Raw genomic sequence first — 13,890 nt, 5'->3', positions numbered from 1 at the left:
CCCTACCGTGCTGCATCCCCCCGTGGATGATCAAAACCAGAAGGTAGGGCACGCGGGCGGCCGAGGCCACGACCGACACAAACTGCGTGTGAACTGGGCTTATGAGCCCGGCTTCGGCCCGCTCGCGCCGTTCGACGAGGGCGTCGCGGGGCTTCGGGAGGGATCCGAGGGCGGATCGGACGGCGCGGGCGGCCGGGACGCGGGCGGTTCCGTGGGCGAGGCCGGCGGCGGGCTGGACGGATCCGTGGGCGACACCGGCGCGCGTGAAGGGGTGGAACTGCCCGGCTCGGGTTCCGGCACGGTGACGGGACGCCAGATGACGCGCACCTCGATGCGCCCGGGGTTGAGGATCAGGCCCCCTTCGCCCTGCGACCGGGACGTGCGGGAGACCTGCACCGTGAGCCTGACCGCCCGTCCCGGCACCAGGCGGCCGGACGTGGCGCTGGGCCGTACCGCGCCCCACGGCCGGGCGGACCAGGCGACCGGCCCGCCCGAGGCCCGCAGCTCGATCGTGCCGTGCGAGCGGTCGGCCAGGTCGAGGAAGAGGGGGGCGGCCGAGAGGGTGCCGCCGCGCGGGCCTGGACCACCCGCCCCGGCGCCGCCGGACAGCCGGAGATCCCCGGGGGCCGGCGGCCAGGGAAGCGCGAAGGGCGGGGCGGACGAGGCGAGCGCGCCGAGCGGGAAGGTCGCGGACACGGGCATGCGCGCGCCGTCGTCGTCAGATGCCTCGGGGTCGCGCGGGGGCGGCTGGGAGATCGCGGTCGGCACGGCCTCGTCCGGGCTCGTCTCGCCCATGGACGTGCCCGCGTGGTGCTGCGGGGGCAGCAGCGCCCGCGCCACGGCCGTGCCTCCGCTGATGAGCAGGGCGGCCGAGACGCATCCCACCGCGAGCCTGCGGGCGGCGGCGTGCTGCAGGTCCCGCGCCCCGGACCCGCCACGGGCGTTCGATGCCCCACAGGAAGCGGGCCGCCGCGGCACGGCGAGCCTGTGCAGGAAACGCAGGGCCGGGTTGTGGGACCCGTGCTGGGAGACACGTGCGGCCCGTGACGGCTCCCGCGGGCGTGCCTGGACGGGAAAGCCGCTGGGCGCGAAGTCCGACACCCGGGTGGCCACGAAGAGGCGGTAGTCGGCCAGTTCGGGGCCGAGGAACCCGCTCATCACGCGGACGCGCAGCTCCTCGGGCGGTTCGGCCTGCGGCAGGAGGCCGAAGACCTTGGCGGCCGAGATGGCGCGCGGGCGGAAGGCCCCGCAGACAGGGCACTCCTCGGTGTGCCGCAGCAGCGCGCGGCGCAGCGCGGCGTCGATCTGGCCGTGCCGGTGGTGCCGTTCGCGCAGCAGGCGGCCGCGCGCCTCGCAGCCGTACGGGCCCTGGTGGGCCAGGATCTCGGCGGTCAGGGCGGCGCCCAGCTCGGTGTGGGCCCGGTCGAGCGTGAGCTGGGCGGCCCGTACCGGCAGGTCGAGGATCGCGGCCAGATCGGTCACCGGGAGCCGGTGCCGCACCCGGAGCTCCAGCGCCTCCCGGCTGAGGACGTCCAGGGCCAGCACCGCCTGCCAGGCCATCACGCGCTGGTCGACGTCGTCCTGGTCGTGGGTGGCGACGGGCAGGTCGGGGGCGAGCGCGCGGCCGGGGAGCCGCCGGTGGCACTCCAGCCGCGCCACCGCGTACAGCCAGGGGGCCAGCCGGTCGGGATCGCGGAGCCTGTCCACATGGGCGTCGGCCACGATGAGGGCCTCGCGCAGCGCCACCTGGGCCGCGTCCCGCTCGCGCAACAGGAACCAGCAGTAGGCGTAGAGCCGGTTCGCATAGGCGTCGTAGAGGGCGGCCGGGGCACCGGGCTCCCGCGCGCGTAGGGCCCTGACCAGTCGGCGGTCGTCCATGCGCAGCAAAGTAGAGGGTTCCCGGCCTTCTGACATGCGCTTTCAAAAACTCGAACGGCGTAGTCCACAAATGGCCGTAAGCCTTTACTGACATTGAGCGGGCGGCGCCTCGGCTCACCGTGTCGTTGAGCGGAATATTGGGAGTTGTCGCACTTAGACGCCCTATGTCGGGGTTCCCTGGCGCGGTCCACGGCCCTCGACAAGCGAGGTTGCTCCGGCCTCCCGTCACCGCAACTGATGCTCTCACAGCGCGTCACTGGTTCGCTATTGAGAGCGAAATTACGAATGTTTTCCGGACCAGCCTTCGCGCCATTTCGCGATCATCTATTCGATCATCGGCGGCAGCGCGCGTTCCGCCGCCGCGGCGATCGTCGCGACCTGGGCGCTGGTGATGACGACCGGGCGGCCGGAGATGACGCGCGGGAGGGCGCGGGCGGGCTGGAACTCCACGGCATCGTCCCCGATCCCGAACCGGAGCCCGCCCCGTGGCGGGCGTGCCCCGTGCACGGACACCATGGCCTCGACACCGATCTTGTAGTCGAGCTCGCCGCCCAGCAGCTCGGCGACGATGGCCGCGGCGCGGGCGGCCGATGCCCGCACGTTCCCCGCGGGCCCGCGTCCGGCCCACACCTGGTCGCCCTCCGTCCACAGCCGCACGCCGCGACGCCAGCGGCGGCTCGCTATGGCGTATACCCCGGTCAGGCCGACCACCAGGTGGTCCAGATTGGTGACGGGCGTGCCCGGCAGCGCCCTGTCGTGGAGAACGTGGAAGCCCGCCGGGTCGAGCGCGGCCAGCCGTCGTCCGGTGCGCCGCTCGGCCACGGCCCCGCGCCGCCAGTTGGTCACGGGGCTGGGACGGACGCGCTCGTACACCGTGTGCCCTGCGAACGCGCCGACCGCCACGGCGATCCCCGCCCACCACATGCTCAGCCCGGCCGCCACCACCCCGGCGCCGAGCGAGAGCACTGCGCGGACCACCACGCGCTCCCTGCGGTTCTCGGCGGCGAGCGCGCGGTACCGCGACCAGGCGGAGGCGCCGGCGCCGGACGCGCCGGGACGACCGCCGCTGCGCAACACGGGCCTCTCCCCTCCCGGCGGCCCCACCCGGCCTCCGCTTGCCGCTGGACGCAAGCGTGCGCCGACGTCCCGCGCCGTTCAAGGACTTTGACGTCTTCGTGGTGACCGGCGGCCACGCTCGGACATTGACACTGTCATCATTACAGTGTCACTATCGCTCCATGGACGCACCCTGGACGATCGCCGAGCTGGCCGAGCGGGCCGCCGCCGCGCTCAGCGCCGACGGCGCCGACGCGTCCGGACGGCGTGCCAACGGCCGGGTCCGCGACCTGCCCAACGAGCGCCTCATCCGCTGGTACACCACGATCGGCCTCATCGACCCGCCGCTGCGACGTGGCCGCACCGCGCTCTACGGGCCGCGCCATCTGCTGCAACTCGTCGCCGTGAAGCGCCGCCAGGCCACGGGCCGCAGCATCGCCGAGATCCAGGTCGAGCTCTCCGGGGCCACCGACGCGGCGCTGAGCGAGATCGCCGCACTCCCGGACCTCCCTGCTCCGGCACGTCCGGAACCAGGACGTGGACGCGAACGCGCTCGTTTCTGGGCGGCCCAGCCCTCCGCGCCGCCCCCCGACCAGGCGGACGGCGTCCAACACATCCCGGTGCCTGTGCAGGGCATGCGGCTCGCCCCCGGCGTCACCGTGCTCCTGGACGACCTCGCAGCAACCGGCCCCCTCTCCGCAGAAGACCTCGCCGCGATCGGCCGTGCCGCCCGTCCGTTGCTGGACGAGCTGAGGCGGCGCGGCCTGCTCCGCGATACCGCATCACCCGACGCCCATGACCGAACCGCCGAACCGCCTGGGAGGTCCAAGTGACCCTGAACATCGCTCCGCTGCCCGAGCCCGAGGCGCCACCGGCCCCTGACGGCGGGCTCGGCGCGCTGACCACCGACCGGGGCAACCTGCCGCTCGACACCGTCGACGTGCGCGCGTCCATCACCGGCCTGGCCGCCTCCATCGAGGTCGTGCAGGGTTTCCGCAACCCGTTCGACGTGCCGCTTGAGGCCACCTACATCTTCCCGCTGCCCGACCGCGCCGCCGTGACCGCGCTGCGCATGGAGGCCGCCGACCGGGTCATCGACGGCGTGCTCAAGGAACGCGCGCAGGCCCGGCGGGACTACGACGCCGCCATCGCCGCGGGCAAGCGCGCCGCGATCGCCGAAGAGGACCGTCCCGACGTCTTCACCATGCGGGTCGGCAACATCCTGCCCGGCGAGCGGGTGACGGCGCGGCTGACGCTCAACCAGCCCCTCCCCTACGAGCAGCGGCCCTTCGGGGGCCCGGCCGCCGCCACGTTCCGCTTCCCCCTGGTCGTCGCGCCCCGCTACATCCCGGGCACGCCCCTGGACGAGGAACAGGCCGGGTCGGGCGTCGCCGCCGACACCGACGCGGTGCCGGACGCGTCCCGCATCAGCCCGCCCGTACTGCTGCCCGGCTTCCCCAACCCGGTCCGGCTGTCGATCACGGCCGACATCGACCCGGCGGGGCTGGAGCTCACGGGCGTCCGCTCGTCCCTGCACGCCGTCGCCGAGGACTCCGTGGACGGGCGGACGACCGTGCGCCTGTACCCCGGCGAACGGCTGAACCGCGACTTCATCCTCCTCCTCGGCTACGCCGCCGCGTCCGGCGGCGCCGGGACGTCGCTCACCCTCACACCGGACGAGGACGGGGCCGAGGGGACGTTCGCGTTAACGGTCCTCCCGTCCGGCGAGGGCACCCCGCGCCCACGCGACATCGTGCTGGTCCTGGACCGCTCGGGCAGCATGAGCGGCTGGAAGATGGTGGCGGCCCGGCGCGCGGCCGCCCGGATCGTCGACACCTTCACCGACGCCGACCGGTTCGCCGTGCTGTCGTTCGACAACGTCGTCGAGCGTCCGCGCGACCTCGGGGCCGGCCTGGTGGCGGGCACCGACCGCAACCGGTTCCGCGCCGTCGAGCACCTGGCCTCGCTGGACGCCCGCGGCGGCACGGAGATGCTGTCGCCGCTGGAGGAGGCGTGCGGGCTGCTCGCCGACGCGGGCGGACGCGACCGGGTCCTGGTGCTGATCACGGACGGCCAGGTCGGGAACGAGGACCAGATCCTGGCCCGGCTGACACCGCGGCTGCGCGGCGCCCGCGTCCACACCGTCGGCATCGACCGAGCCGTGAACGCCGGCTTCCTGAGGCGGCTGGCCGACGCGGGCCAGGGCCGGTTCGAGCTGGTCGAATCGGAGGACCGGCTGGACGAGGCGATGGAGCACATCCACCACCGCATCGGCGCCCCGCTCGTCACGGACCTGGACGTGCGTCCCGTGGACGGGCTGGAGTTCGTCCCGGACACGGTGGCGCCGCGGCGGATCGGCGCCCTGTACCCGGGCGTGCCGCTGGTGGTGTCAGGCCGCTTCCGCGGGTCCCCCTCGGGAGGCGTGGTCGTGCGGGGCACGGCTTCAGACGGCTCGTCCTGGGAACGGCGCGTCACGGGCACCGAGACCAAGGCACCGGCGGCCGGAGCCATCTGGGCCCGCGCCCACCTTCGCGACCTGGAGGACCGTTACGCCGTCTCCGGATCGTTCGACCTTGAGAAGCGCATCGTCGCCACGTCTCTCCGCTTCAACGTGCTGTGCCGCTTCACCGCGTTCGTGGCCGTGGACAGCCGGGTCGTGGCCGAGGGCGGCGACCCGCACCACGTCGTCCAGCCGGTCGAGCCACCGGACGACTGGGCCGTTCCACCAGGGGGCCTTGCCTTGACTCAGACAGGGGGCCTTCCCCCCGGTGCGGCATGGGCCGTTCCCCCCGCTCCGATGATGGCGGCAGGTTACGGTGCCGCCCCACAGGGCGCACCCGGTGGGCCTCCTCCGCAGTCCGCCGGCTTCATCGAAGCCGAGAGGGAGCTGTTCCCGCCATCACGGGGTAGCGCGCGTGCGCGTACCGGCAAGAGCCGCCTCACACCCGAGGCGGCGGCCGAGTTCGCCAAGCTCCTTGGCGAACTCCAGGCGGTGGCCTCGGCCGACCGGAATGGACGCAGGGCGTTCCTGCTCTACACCGCGCTGCCGACGCTCGAAAGGCTTGCCCAGCCTTTGCAGGACGAGACCCTGTCATGGCTGGTGAGGGCGCTCACGTCCCTGAAGGACGCCGCTTGGGGCGGCACGTCCGACGCCCGCTTCGACGAGCTGTGGGACAAGACGCTCCAAGTGCTCGGCGACATCGTCCAGCAGAAGCCGGAATTCGAGCGGGGCCGACGCCGTTCATTCTGGAAGCGGCCCCGATAAGTACGGGGACCTCAAGCAGTGTGGGCGCCCTGCCTCGGGGGGAGGGCGCCCACACTTGTGTTCTCTAGTTGTCGCCTGGGCCTAGTCGGGCTGGACGTGCTTGGGCCGGTACCGCCTCGCCAGCGGGCTCACCAGCGGGACCACGTTGAACGCGAGCCCTGCCAGCGCGACGCCGGTGACGAGGTTCACACCCGGGTGGTACGGGCCGAAGTCGGCGGCTGGGGCACCGGCGTGCGAGCCGCCCGCAACCAGGGCCGTGACCACGGCCAGCACCAACGCGGCGCCCACCTGGCCGGAGGTCTGCACCAGCCCGGAGGCCAGGCCCTGCTCGTCATCGTGGATGCCCTCGGTGGCCTGGGCCATGATCGAGCTGAACCCGAACGCGAACCCGCCGCCGAGCAGCAGCATGGAGGGCAGGATCGTGGCCAGGTAGTGCGGTGAGTTCCCCGCGGTGGCCAGGAACCAGGCGTAGCCCAGGCTCAGCGAGGTCATCGAGGTGATGATCAGCCGGGGCGTGCCGTACCGGTCGATCAGGCGCCCCATGAACGGCGAGCTGAACGCGACCAGTAGCCCGCCGGGCAGCAGCGCGAGCGCCATCCGCAGCGGCGACCAGTGCAGGACGTCCTGCAGGTAGAGGGTCATCATGAACTGGAAGCTCAGGTAGGAGCCGAACAGCGCCACGATGCTGAGGTTGGCCCGCACGATCGAGGCGATCCGTAGGATGCCCAGCCGGATCAGGGGGTGCGCGACCCGGTTCTCGGTGGCCACGAACCCGGCGAGCAGCAACACGGCCAAAGCGAACGAGCCAACGGTCAGCGGGTCGAGCCAGCCGCGTTCGGGCGCGGACACCACGGTGTACACGGCCAGCAGCATCCCCGAGGTCAGCGTCACGGCGCCCACCAGGTCATGGCCCCCTTGCGCGGCGGGACGGTCCCGCGGGATCAGCGCGAAGCCGGCGACCAGGGCGAGCACGGCCAGCGGCACCGGGGTCAGGAACGTCCAGCGCCAGCCGAACCCGGTGAGCATCCCGCCGAGGATCAGACCGGACGAGTACCCGCTGGCGCCGAACACCGTGAAGATCGACAGGGCCCGGTTGCGCGCCGGGCCTTCATGGAACGTCGTGGTCAGGATGGACATGGCGGTGGGGGCCGTGAACGCCGCCGCGAGGCCCTTGACGAACCGGGTGACGATGAGCAGGGCGCCGTCGTTCACCAGGCCGCCGACCAGCGAGGCCACCGCGAACACCGCCAGGGCGGTCAGGAACACGCGGCGCCGCCCGAGGAGGTCGGCGGTGCGTCCGCCTAGGAGCAGCAACCCCCCGTACCCCAGCACGTAGCCGTTCACGATCCACTGCAAGGCGGTGGTGGACAGGCCCAGCTCGGAGCCGATCGAGGGCAGGGCCACACCCACCATGGACACGTCCAGGCCGTCCAGGAACAACACGCCGCACAGCACGGCGAGGAGACCCCACAGGCGAGGCGTCCACCTCTGTTCGAAGGTCGGCGCGGGAGCCGCGCTCGCGGGCGATGTGGATGTGTCGGTGATAGTCACGAGGGGGAACATTACATGCACATGCATCTGATGTCCAAGCATTAAATTCAGATGCATCTAATGTGCCCGCATGGTAGGATCCGCGCCATGGACTCCGAGAACGCCCTGGTGGGACGGTGGCGCGGCCTCCTGACGTCCTACAACCGGATCGCCTGCCACCTTGATCGCGAGCTCCAGGAGTCCCACGGGCTCACGATGAGCGAGTTCGAGACCCTCGACCGCCTCGTCGAGGTCGGCTGCGACGACTGCCGCATGCAGGACCTGCTGTCCCAGATGCACCTGAGCCAGAGCGCCCTCTCCCGCACGGTCGCGCGCCTGGAGAAGCACGGGCTCGTCGAGCGCGCCCTCTGCCAGAACGACCGCCGCGGCGTCTTCGTCCGGATCACCGAGGCCGGCCGCCGACGCCACGCCGAAGCGCACCGGACCCACCTGGACGTCCTCTCCCAGCACCTGGACGCCCCGATACCCGCCTGACGGCCCCCGGCGCGGCTAGCGAAGCGGCCGGAGCCCGGCGCGGGCCTCCTCGGAGAACAGCTTCGGCTGCTCCCAGGCCGCGAAGTGCCCGCCCACTCGTTGAAGTAGATGAGCTCGTCGTACGCCTGCTCCGCCCGGCTGCGCGGGGCCTGGTACAGCTCGTGCGGGAAGACGCTCAGCGCGGCCGAGATGGTGAGTCCGCCAGCCCGTACAACATCTGCGGCTGCGTCCCCATCTCGATCGCGTAGCCCGCGCCCTTGGCGAAGAACTCCTGCAGCTCGTCGTACGCGCGCCTTTCCTCCGGGGAGAGCCCGGACGGCGGCAGACCACCGGACGCCTCGGCTACATCGGTGGGAACCGCACCGGGCATGTTGGAGTGCATGACGAGCATCCCCGGAGCGCCCTCCGCCGCCATCAGATCCGTGATGGCCGCCCCCCAGTCGCCTCCCTGCGCCGCGAACCGGTCGTAGCCGAGACGCGCCATCAGCGTCGACCAGGCACGGGCGATGCGGGAGGGATCCCAGCCGGGCTCGCGCGGCTTGGCCGAGAAGCCGTAACCGGGCATCGACGGGATCACCAGGTGGAAGGCGTCCGAGGCGCTCGCACCGTACGCCGTGGAATCGGTGAGCGGACCGATGATCTTCAACTGCTCGATGATCGAGCCGGGCCACCCGTGGGTGACGATGAGCGGCATCGCGTTCTCATGGGGCGAGCGGACATGGACGAAATGGATGTCCAACCCGTCGATCTCGGTCACATAGTGCGGCAGCTCCTTCAGCTCCTCCTCGCACCTGCGCCAGTCGTACTCATCCGCCCAGTAGCGCGCGAGCTCCCGCATCGTCTCCAACTGCACACCCTGCGAGTGGTCGGGGACGATCTCCCTGTCGGGCCAGCGCGTGCCCGCGATGCGAGCGCGCAGATCCTCGAGTTCCGGCTCGGTCGCGGTCGGGACCGCGAAGGGGCGGATCGCCGTGGCGGGCTCCGAGGTCGTTCCGGACATCGCCGAACTCGCCGACCCCGCCCTCCGCGTCAGCACCCGCGACGAGGTACTGACCGTAGGCGACTACCTGTCCGCCTACGTCATGGAATGGACCCTGCACCACCTGGACCTCATCGCCCACCTGCCGTCGATCACCCCACCACCCGCCGACACCCTGGCGGCCTGCCGCGCATCCCTGGAAAAGCTGGCCGGAGCACCGTTCCCAACCTCCTTCTCGGACACGGACGCCCTCCTCACCGGAACCGGCCGACGCCCCGCAACCACCACCGAAACCTCCGCCTTGGGCGAACTGGCCGCCAAACTCCCACTGGTCCTCGGCTGACAACGAGCTTCCGACATGGCGTGTATCGATGGACGGCCTCGCCAACACGGATCCGAGTTGTCGTCCGCATCGGCGCCCACCGCAAAAGGCCCCTTCCGATCGCGGAAGGGGCCTTTGACGTGGAGCCGCCTGTCGGAATCGAACCGACGACCTATTCATTACGAGTGAATCGCTCTGCCGACTGAGCTAAGGCGGCTGGTGCCGTACGGGACGGCGCGCAGCAGTCTACCCGGTCTTGTGGGTGGGCGTGAATCAGCGGCAGACGGTTCCCGCTCTGGGGGGCTTGGCGGTGATGAGGTAGTCGTGGGTCGCCTTGGAGATGCAGGCGTTGCCTTGGAGATAGGCGGTGTGGCCGTCGCCGTCCAGGGTCAGGAGGGTGCCTGAGTCGAGTTGGGAGGCGAGGCTCTGGGCCCACTTGTAGGGGGTCGCGGGGTCGCGCAGGGTGCCGATGACGAGGATGGGGGGCGAGCCCTTGGCCGTGATGGGTTTGGGGGGCTGCTTGGTCTGGACGGGCCAGTAGACGCAGCCGAGGCCGCCCCAGACGACGAAGGGGCCGAACAGGGGTGAGACCTTCTTCGCCTGGTCCACGGACTTGCGGTACTGGGCGAGGTTGGCCGGGTTGGGCTTGTCCACGCAGTTGACGGCCATGTTGGCCTCGGTCTGGTTGGAGTAGGTGCCGTTGGGCTTGCGTTCGATCAACTGGTCGGCGAGCGTCAGGAAGAGGGTGCCGTCCTTCTGCTGTTGGGCTTGGGCGAATGCCTGCCGCAGGACGGGCCAGAACCCCTTGGCGTACAGGGCCGTGGCGATGCCCGTGGTGGCCCAGGACTCGGTCACCTTGCGTGAGTCCTTGGTGTTCTTGAGCGGGGCCTCGTCGAGGTCGTTCAGGAAGTCGGTGATGTTGCGGATGACGGCGGCGCGAGAGGTGCCCAGGGGGCAGTCGAGCTGGTTGGTGACGCAATCGTCCGCGAAGGCGTTGAGGGCGGTCTCGAACCCCTTGGCCTGCTCGATCAGCAGTTGGGTGGAGGAGATCCTGGGGTCGACGGCTCCGTCCAGGACGAGGGCGCGGACGCTCTTGGGGAACTGCTCCGCGTAGAAGGCGCCAAGGTACGTGCCGTACGAGGCGCCGTAGTAGGTGAGTTTCTCGTCCCCTACGGCGGCGCGGAGGACGTCCATGTCGTGGGCGGCGTTGAGGGTGCCGACGTACGGGAGGCGTGAGGCTGACTTGCTCTGGCAGCCTTTCGCGAAGCCTTGGCTCTGGGAGGCCAGGGCTTCGAGTTCTCCGGGATCGTCGGGTGTGGTGTCGGTGCTGAAGAATTGGTCGAGCTGGGCCCCGTCCAGGCACCGTACGGGGTCGCTGGCGCCGACGCCCCTGGGGTCGAAGCCGATGAGGTCGAAACGGTTCCTGAGGTCCTGGCCGAAGGAACGGGCGGTTTGGCGGATGAAGTCGACCCCTGAGCCGCCTGGTCCGCCCGGGTTGGTGAACAGGGAACCGATGCGATCGGACTTCTTCTCGGCGGGCAGGCGGATGAGAGCGATGCTCAGCCGGCCGTTGGTGGGCTTGGCGTAGTCGAGGGGGACCTGCGCCGTGGCGCACTGGAAGCCGCCACCGCAGTCCTTCCAGGAGAGGCGCTGCTTGTAGAAGGCTTCGGTCCCCGCAGGCGATCCGGGTGGGGGTGTGCGGCCATCGCTGCGGTCGTCGGACGAGCCGCTGCAGCCGGTCGCGATCAAGGCCAGGACGACCGCCGCACTGATCAGCTTCGTTGCCCGCACCTGGTCATCCCCGTCCGTCGTCTACGCCAGGAGAGGATCCACGCTACGGCGTGAGACCACGGGAGGCCAGTGGCCTTCCGGTCACCGCCCGTATTGCCGTTCGATACCGTCCAGCAGCCACCCGAGGCCCTCCTCGAACGACTCTTGGGGGTCCACGGATTCCTCGTTGGCGCGCGCCAAGTAGGGGAAGCGTCCTGTCGCGAGCATCTCGCGCATGTAGGGCTCGATCACGGAGCCCTCCCCTTCTCCGTGCTGTTTGTCGCGCAGCAGGCGTTCGCGGATGAAATAGCCGGTCATGTAGTGGTCGACCGCGGTGACGATGTGTGCGGCCACCTTCATGCCGACGTCGAGGCGGCACGCCGCGGCCAGTGACTGCTCCCCGTGCTTGAGCGCGTTGGGCCCGACCTGGGGCCGGCGCGCCGCGAGCTCGACCATCCAGGGGTGGCGTAGGAGGACCTCACGTTGCCTCTGGGCGATGGCGATGATCGCGTCGCGCCAGCCGTCCGGCAGTGGCTCGTCCACGACCATCTGCTGGACGACCTCGTCGAACATGAGGTCGAGCAGGTCCTCCTTGCGCTCGATGTGGTTGTACAGGCTCATCGCCCGTACGCCGAGCTCGTTCGCCACACGGCGGATGGAGACCGCGTCCAGCCCCTCGGTGTCCGCGATCTTGATCGCGCTCGCGACCAGGGCCTTCCGCGCGCGTCCATCCCGGGCGCGACCACCGGCGCCAACATCATGATCCGCCTCGGCGGGTCCCTGGGCACCGCCGCCCTGGCGATCATCCTGCAGCTCGCCATCCGCGCGTCCGTCCCCGGCGCGACCGGCAACCTCAGGCAGGCCGCGACGCTCCACACCCCCGAGCTCTCCGCCCAACTGACCGCGGCCTTCACCCAGACCTTCTGGTGGGCCGCGGGGCTGGCGGCGCTGTCCCTGCTCCCCGTCCTCTGCCTCCCCCGGCGCTCGAAGGCATCGACCGGCTAGTAGGGCGGGAGGGAGGGGTGCGCCTTCTCGGGCGTGGGGGTGTTCAGTGCCCAGCGTTCGTGATCGCGCCAGGCTCCTTCGATGAACAGCAGGCCGGACGCATATCCCTCCAGCCGGAAGCCTTGGCGCTCGACCAGTTTGCGGGACGCGTGGTTCCCGGGCTGGATGTTGGCTTCCAGGCGGTGCAGGCGTAGTTGCTCGAAGGCGTACCGCACCGTGAGGCCGAGGCCCTCGGACATGTAGCCCTGGCCCGCGCCAGGGGCGAAGGCGGCGTACGCGAGGGTGCCGCACTGGAAGCGTCCCCGGACGATGTTGTTGATGGAGATGGTGCCCGCCATGGCGCCGCCGTCGTTCAGGCAGACCTTCAGGGCCTGAGCGGTGGAATGGTCGAACCGTTCCAGGTACCGCCGGAAGTCCTGGGGCGTGTCGGGCAGCGAGACCCACGGTCGGAGCAGGTCCTCGCTGGCGCGCACGAGCGAGATGTATTCGTCCTGGTCGTCGGCGGTCAGCGGCCGCAAGGTGACCCGGAGGCCGCGCAGGCGGTCGGCAGGCGAACGCGCGAGGAATTCCTCGATCGCCGCCATGGTCTCGCGCGACGCGGCCGTGCTCATGGCCCCTCCCTCCCCGTCCGATACGCGATCACGAACGACGGTACTGGCCATCGAAATACGGCGTGCCCATGGGTAGTTGCATGGATATGAGCTCACCTCAGAGGACGCGTGTCCGTACGGAGCCAGGCCAGAGGCGGGTCAGGGTTTACCTGGGCGGCAAGCTGGTGGCCGACACGAAACGGCCGGTGTACGTGTGGGAGCTTCCCTACTACCCCACGTACTACATCCCCGCGGCCGACATTCTCGCCGAACTCGTCAAGGACGGCCCCGGCGAGCGTTCCCCGAGCCGCGGCGACTCGGTCGCCTACACGGTGAAGGTGGACGGCGCCGAGGCGAAGGGCGCCGCCCTGCGCTACGAGGACTCACCGGTCGAGGAACTGCGTGACCTGGTGCGCCTGGAGTGGGACGCGATGGACGCCTGGTTCGAGGAGGACGAGGAGATCTTCACCCATCCTCGGAATCCGTACCATCGCGTCGACGTCCTGCCCTCCTCGCGGCATGTCCGAATCGAGGTGGACGGGGTGACCGTGGCGGAGTCCAGCAATGCCCGGCTGCTTTTCGAGACCTCGCTTCCGGTGCGCTATTACCTGCCGAAGACCCATGTCCGCATGGATCTGCTGGAGCCGACCGACACGACGACCCACTGCCCGTACAAGGGCGACGCGGAATACTGGTCGGTGCGGGTCAATGGCAAGACGTACAAGGATCTGGCCTGGTCGTACCCGAGGCCGCTTCCCGAGAGCACGAGAATCATCGGCCTCGTGTGCTTCTATGACGAGAAGGTCGACGTGTATGTCGACGGTGTTCTTCAAGAGAGGCCCAAGACGCCGTTCGCGTGACCGCACCGGGCCGCGAACCCTAACGAGGAGGACGACCGCCCGGGGGCCGTCTGTGCCGGAGCTTTTCCTGGCTCTGAACAGATCAGAACGATTCGTTCACGGTTCATTCAGGTCTTTCGGGCCCCTCAGTGATTAACGTT

13 protein-coding genes and 1 tRNA gene are annotated in these 13,890 nt (G+C 70.5%); 6 read left to right on the top strand and 8 right to left on the bottom strand.

The annotated features are described in order from the left end of the window. Window positions 1-99 precede the first annotated feature (99 nt). Together ACGWYJ_RS19520 and ACGWYJ_RS19515 are read right to left on the bottom strand one after the other, a co-directional pair. Window positions 100-1,878 (bottom strand): RNA polymerase sigma factor, encoded by a 1,779-nt coding sequence (locus ACGWYJ_RS19520; protein ID WP_395107507.1) that lies wholly within the window; start codon window positions 1,876-1,878, stop codon window positions 100-102. Window positions 1,879-2,202: 324 nt separating this feature from the next. Next, the gene (locus ACGWYJ_RS19515; RefSeq protein WP_395107506.1) at window positions 2,203-2,955 is read right to left on the bottom strand and encodes a nuclease-related domain-containing protein; all 753 of its coding nucleotides are present in this window, start codon (window positions 2,953-2,955) and stop codon (window positions 2,203-2,205) included. 161 nt (window positions 2,956-3,116) lie between these two features. Here ACGWYJ_RS19515 and ACGWYJ_RS19510 point away from each other — a divergent pair, with 161 nt between their 5' ends. Together ACGWYJ_RS19510 and ACGWYJ_RS19505 are read left to right on the top strand one after the other, a co-directional pair. Beyond that, entirely contained in the window at window positions 3,117-3,767 is a 651-nt protein-coding gene (locus tag ACGWYJ_RS19510; protein WP_395107505.1) for a MerR family transcriptional regulator, read from the top strand. Further along, window positions 3,764-6,199 carry a VIT domain-containing protein gene (locus tag ACGWYJ_RS19505; RefSeq protein WP_395107504.1) on the top strand — a complete coding sequence of 812 codons (2,436 nt, stop codon included), beginning with the start codon at window positions 3,764-3,766 and terminating at the stop codon, window positions 6,197-6,199. Before ACGWYJ_RS19510 ends, ACGWYJ_RS19505 begins: the two co-directional genes overlap by 4 nt. 81 nt (window positions 6,200-6,280) lie before the next feature. Here the strand turns inward: ACGWYJ_RS19505 and ACGWYJ_RS19500 are convergent, their stop codons facing one another. Continuing rightward, complete coding sequence (locus ACGWYJ_RS19500; RefSeq protein ID WP_395107503.1) at window positions 6,281-7,750, bottom strand: MFS transporter; 1,470 nt, start codon at window positions 7,748-7,750, stop codon at window positions 6,281-6,283. Between the two features lie 87 nt (window positions 7,751-7,837). Here ACGWYJ_RS19500 and ACGWYJ_RS19495 point away from each other — a divergent pair, with 87 nt between their 5' ends. Then, window positions 7,838-8,224 (top strand): MarR family winged helix-turn-helix transcriptional regulator, encoded by a 387-nt coding sequence (locus tag ACGWYJ_RS19495; RefSeq protein WP_395107502.1) that lies wholly within the window; start codon window positions 7,838-7,840, stop codon window positions 8,222-8,224. A 175-nt stretch (window positions 8,225-8,399) separates the two neighbouring features. Here the strand turns inward: ACGWYJ_RS19495 and ACGWYJ_RS19490 are convergent, their stop codons facing one another. Continuing rightward, window positions 8,400-9,224: an epoxide hydrolase family protein gene (locus ACGWYJ_RS19490; protein WP_395107501.1), complete on the bottom strand. Its 825-nt coding sequence runs from the start codon at window positions 9,222-9,224 to the stop codon at window positions 8,400-8,402. Between ACGWYJ_RS19490 and ACGWYJ_RS19485 the strand changes: the two genes are divergently transcribed. Next, window positions 9,196-9,546, top strand: coding sequence for a hypothetical protein (locus ACGWYJ_RS19485; protein ID WP_395107500.1), 351 nt, complete (start codon window positions 9,196-9,198; stop codon window positions 9,544-9,546). The two genes, ACGWYJ_RS19490 and ACGWYJ_RS19485, sit on opposite strands and share 29 nt — an antisense overlap. 120 nt (window positions 9,547-9,666) lie before the next feature. Here the strand turns inward: ACGWYJ_RS19485 and ACGWYJ_RS19480 are convergent. The 3 genes from ACGWYJ_RS19480 to ACGWYJ_RS19470 all read right to left on the bottom strand — a co-directional run bounded on the left by ACGWYJ_RS19480 (window position 9,667) and on the right by ACGWYJ_RS19470 (window position 11,943). After that, a tRNA-Thr gene (locus ACGWYJ_RS19480) sits at window positions 9,667-9,742 on the bottom strand. A gap of 56 nt (window positions 9,743-9,798) precedes the next feature. Beyond that, complete coding sequence (locus ACGWYJ_RS19475; protein WP_395107499.1) at window positions 9,799-11,316, bottom strand: alpha/beta hydrolase; 1,518 nt, start codon at window positions 11,314-11,316, stop codon at window positions 9,799-9,801. Between the two features lie 81 nt (window positions 11,317-11,397). After that, window positions 11,398-11,943, bottom strand: coding sequence for a TetR/AcrR family transcriptional regulator C-terminal domain-containing protein (locus ACGWYJ_RS19470; RefSeq protein WP_395107498.1), 546 nt, complete (start codon window positions 11,941-11,943; stop codon window positions 11,398-11,400). 111 nt (window positions 11,944-12,054) lie between these two features. Between ACGWYJ_RS19470 and ACGWYJ_RS19465 the strand changes: the two genes are divergently transcribed. Beyond that, entirely contained in the window at window positions 12,055-12,300 is a 246-nt protein-coding gene (locus ACGWYJ_RS19465; RefSeq protein ID WP_395107496.1) for a hypothetical protein, read from the top strand. On the opposite strand, the gene ACGWYJ_RS19460 is transcribed toward ACGWYJ_RS19465, so the two are convergent. Beyond that, entirely contained in the window at window positions 12,297-12,911 is a 615-nt protein-coding gene (locus tag ACGWYJ_RS19460) for a GNAT family N-acetyltransferase (RefSeq protein ID WP_395107495.1), read from the bottom strand. The genes ACGWYJ_RS19465 and ACGWYJ_RS19460 overlap by 4 nt on opposite strands. A gap of 164 nt (window positions 12,912-13,075) precedes the next feature. On the opposite strand from ACGWYJ_RS19460, the gene ACGWYJ_RS19455 reads away from it, so the two are divergent. Then, a complete protein-coding gene (locus ACGWYJ_RS19455; protein WP_395107494.1) occupies window positions 13,076-13,750 on the top strand; it encodes a DUF427 domain-containing protein in 675 nt (224 codons plus the stop codon). Window positions 13,751-13,890 lie beyond the last annotated feature (140 nt).

Origin of the sequence: Actinomadura sp. SCN-SB (assembly GCF_043906805.1) — a bacterium.
Lineage (GTDB): Bacteria > Actinomycetota > Actinomycetes > Streptosporangiales > Streptosporangiaceae > Spirillospora.
Note: the sequence above shows the minus strand (reverse complement) of the source record. Positions and strands in the feature narration are given on the sequence as shown.

What these genes read in the sequence shown, in the direction of transcription:
- ACGWYJ_RS19520 (WP_395107507.1), bottom strand. Translation starts at nt 1,878, where the DNA reads ATGGACGACCGCCGACTGGTCAGGGCCCTACGCGCGCGGGAGCCCGGT.
- ACGWYJ_RS19510 (WP_395107505.1), top strand. Translation starts at nt 3,117, where the DNA reads ATGGACGCACCCTGGACGATCGCCGAGCTGGCCGAGCGGGCCGCCGCC.
- ACGWYJ_RS19495 (WP_395107502.1), top strand. Translation starts at nt 7,838, where the DNA reads ATGGACTCCGAGAACGCCCTGGTGGGACGGTGGCGCGGCCTCCTGACG.
- ACGWYJ_RS19490 (WP_395107501.1), bottom strand. Translation starts at nt 9,224, where the DNA reads ATGTCCGGAACGACCTCGGAGCCCGCCACGGCGATCCGCCCCTTCGCG.
- ACGWYJ_RS19465 (WP_395107496.1), top strand. Translation starts at nt 12,055, where the DNA reads ATGATCCGCCTCGGCGGGTCCCTGGGCACCGCCGCCCTGGCGATCATC.
- ACGWYJ_RS19460 (WP_395107495.1), bottom strand. Translation starts at nt 12,911, where the DNA reads ATGAGCACGGCCGCGTCGCGCGAGACCATGGCGGCGATCGAGGAATTC.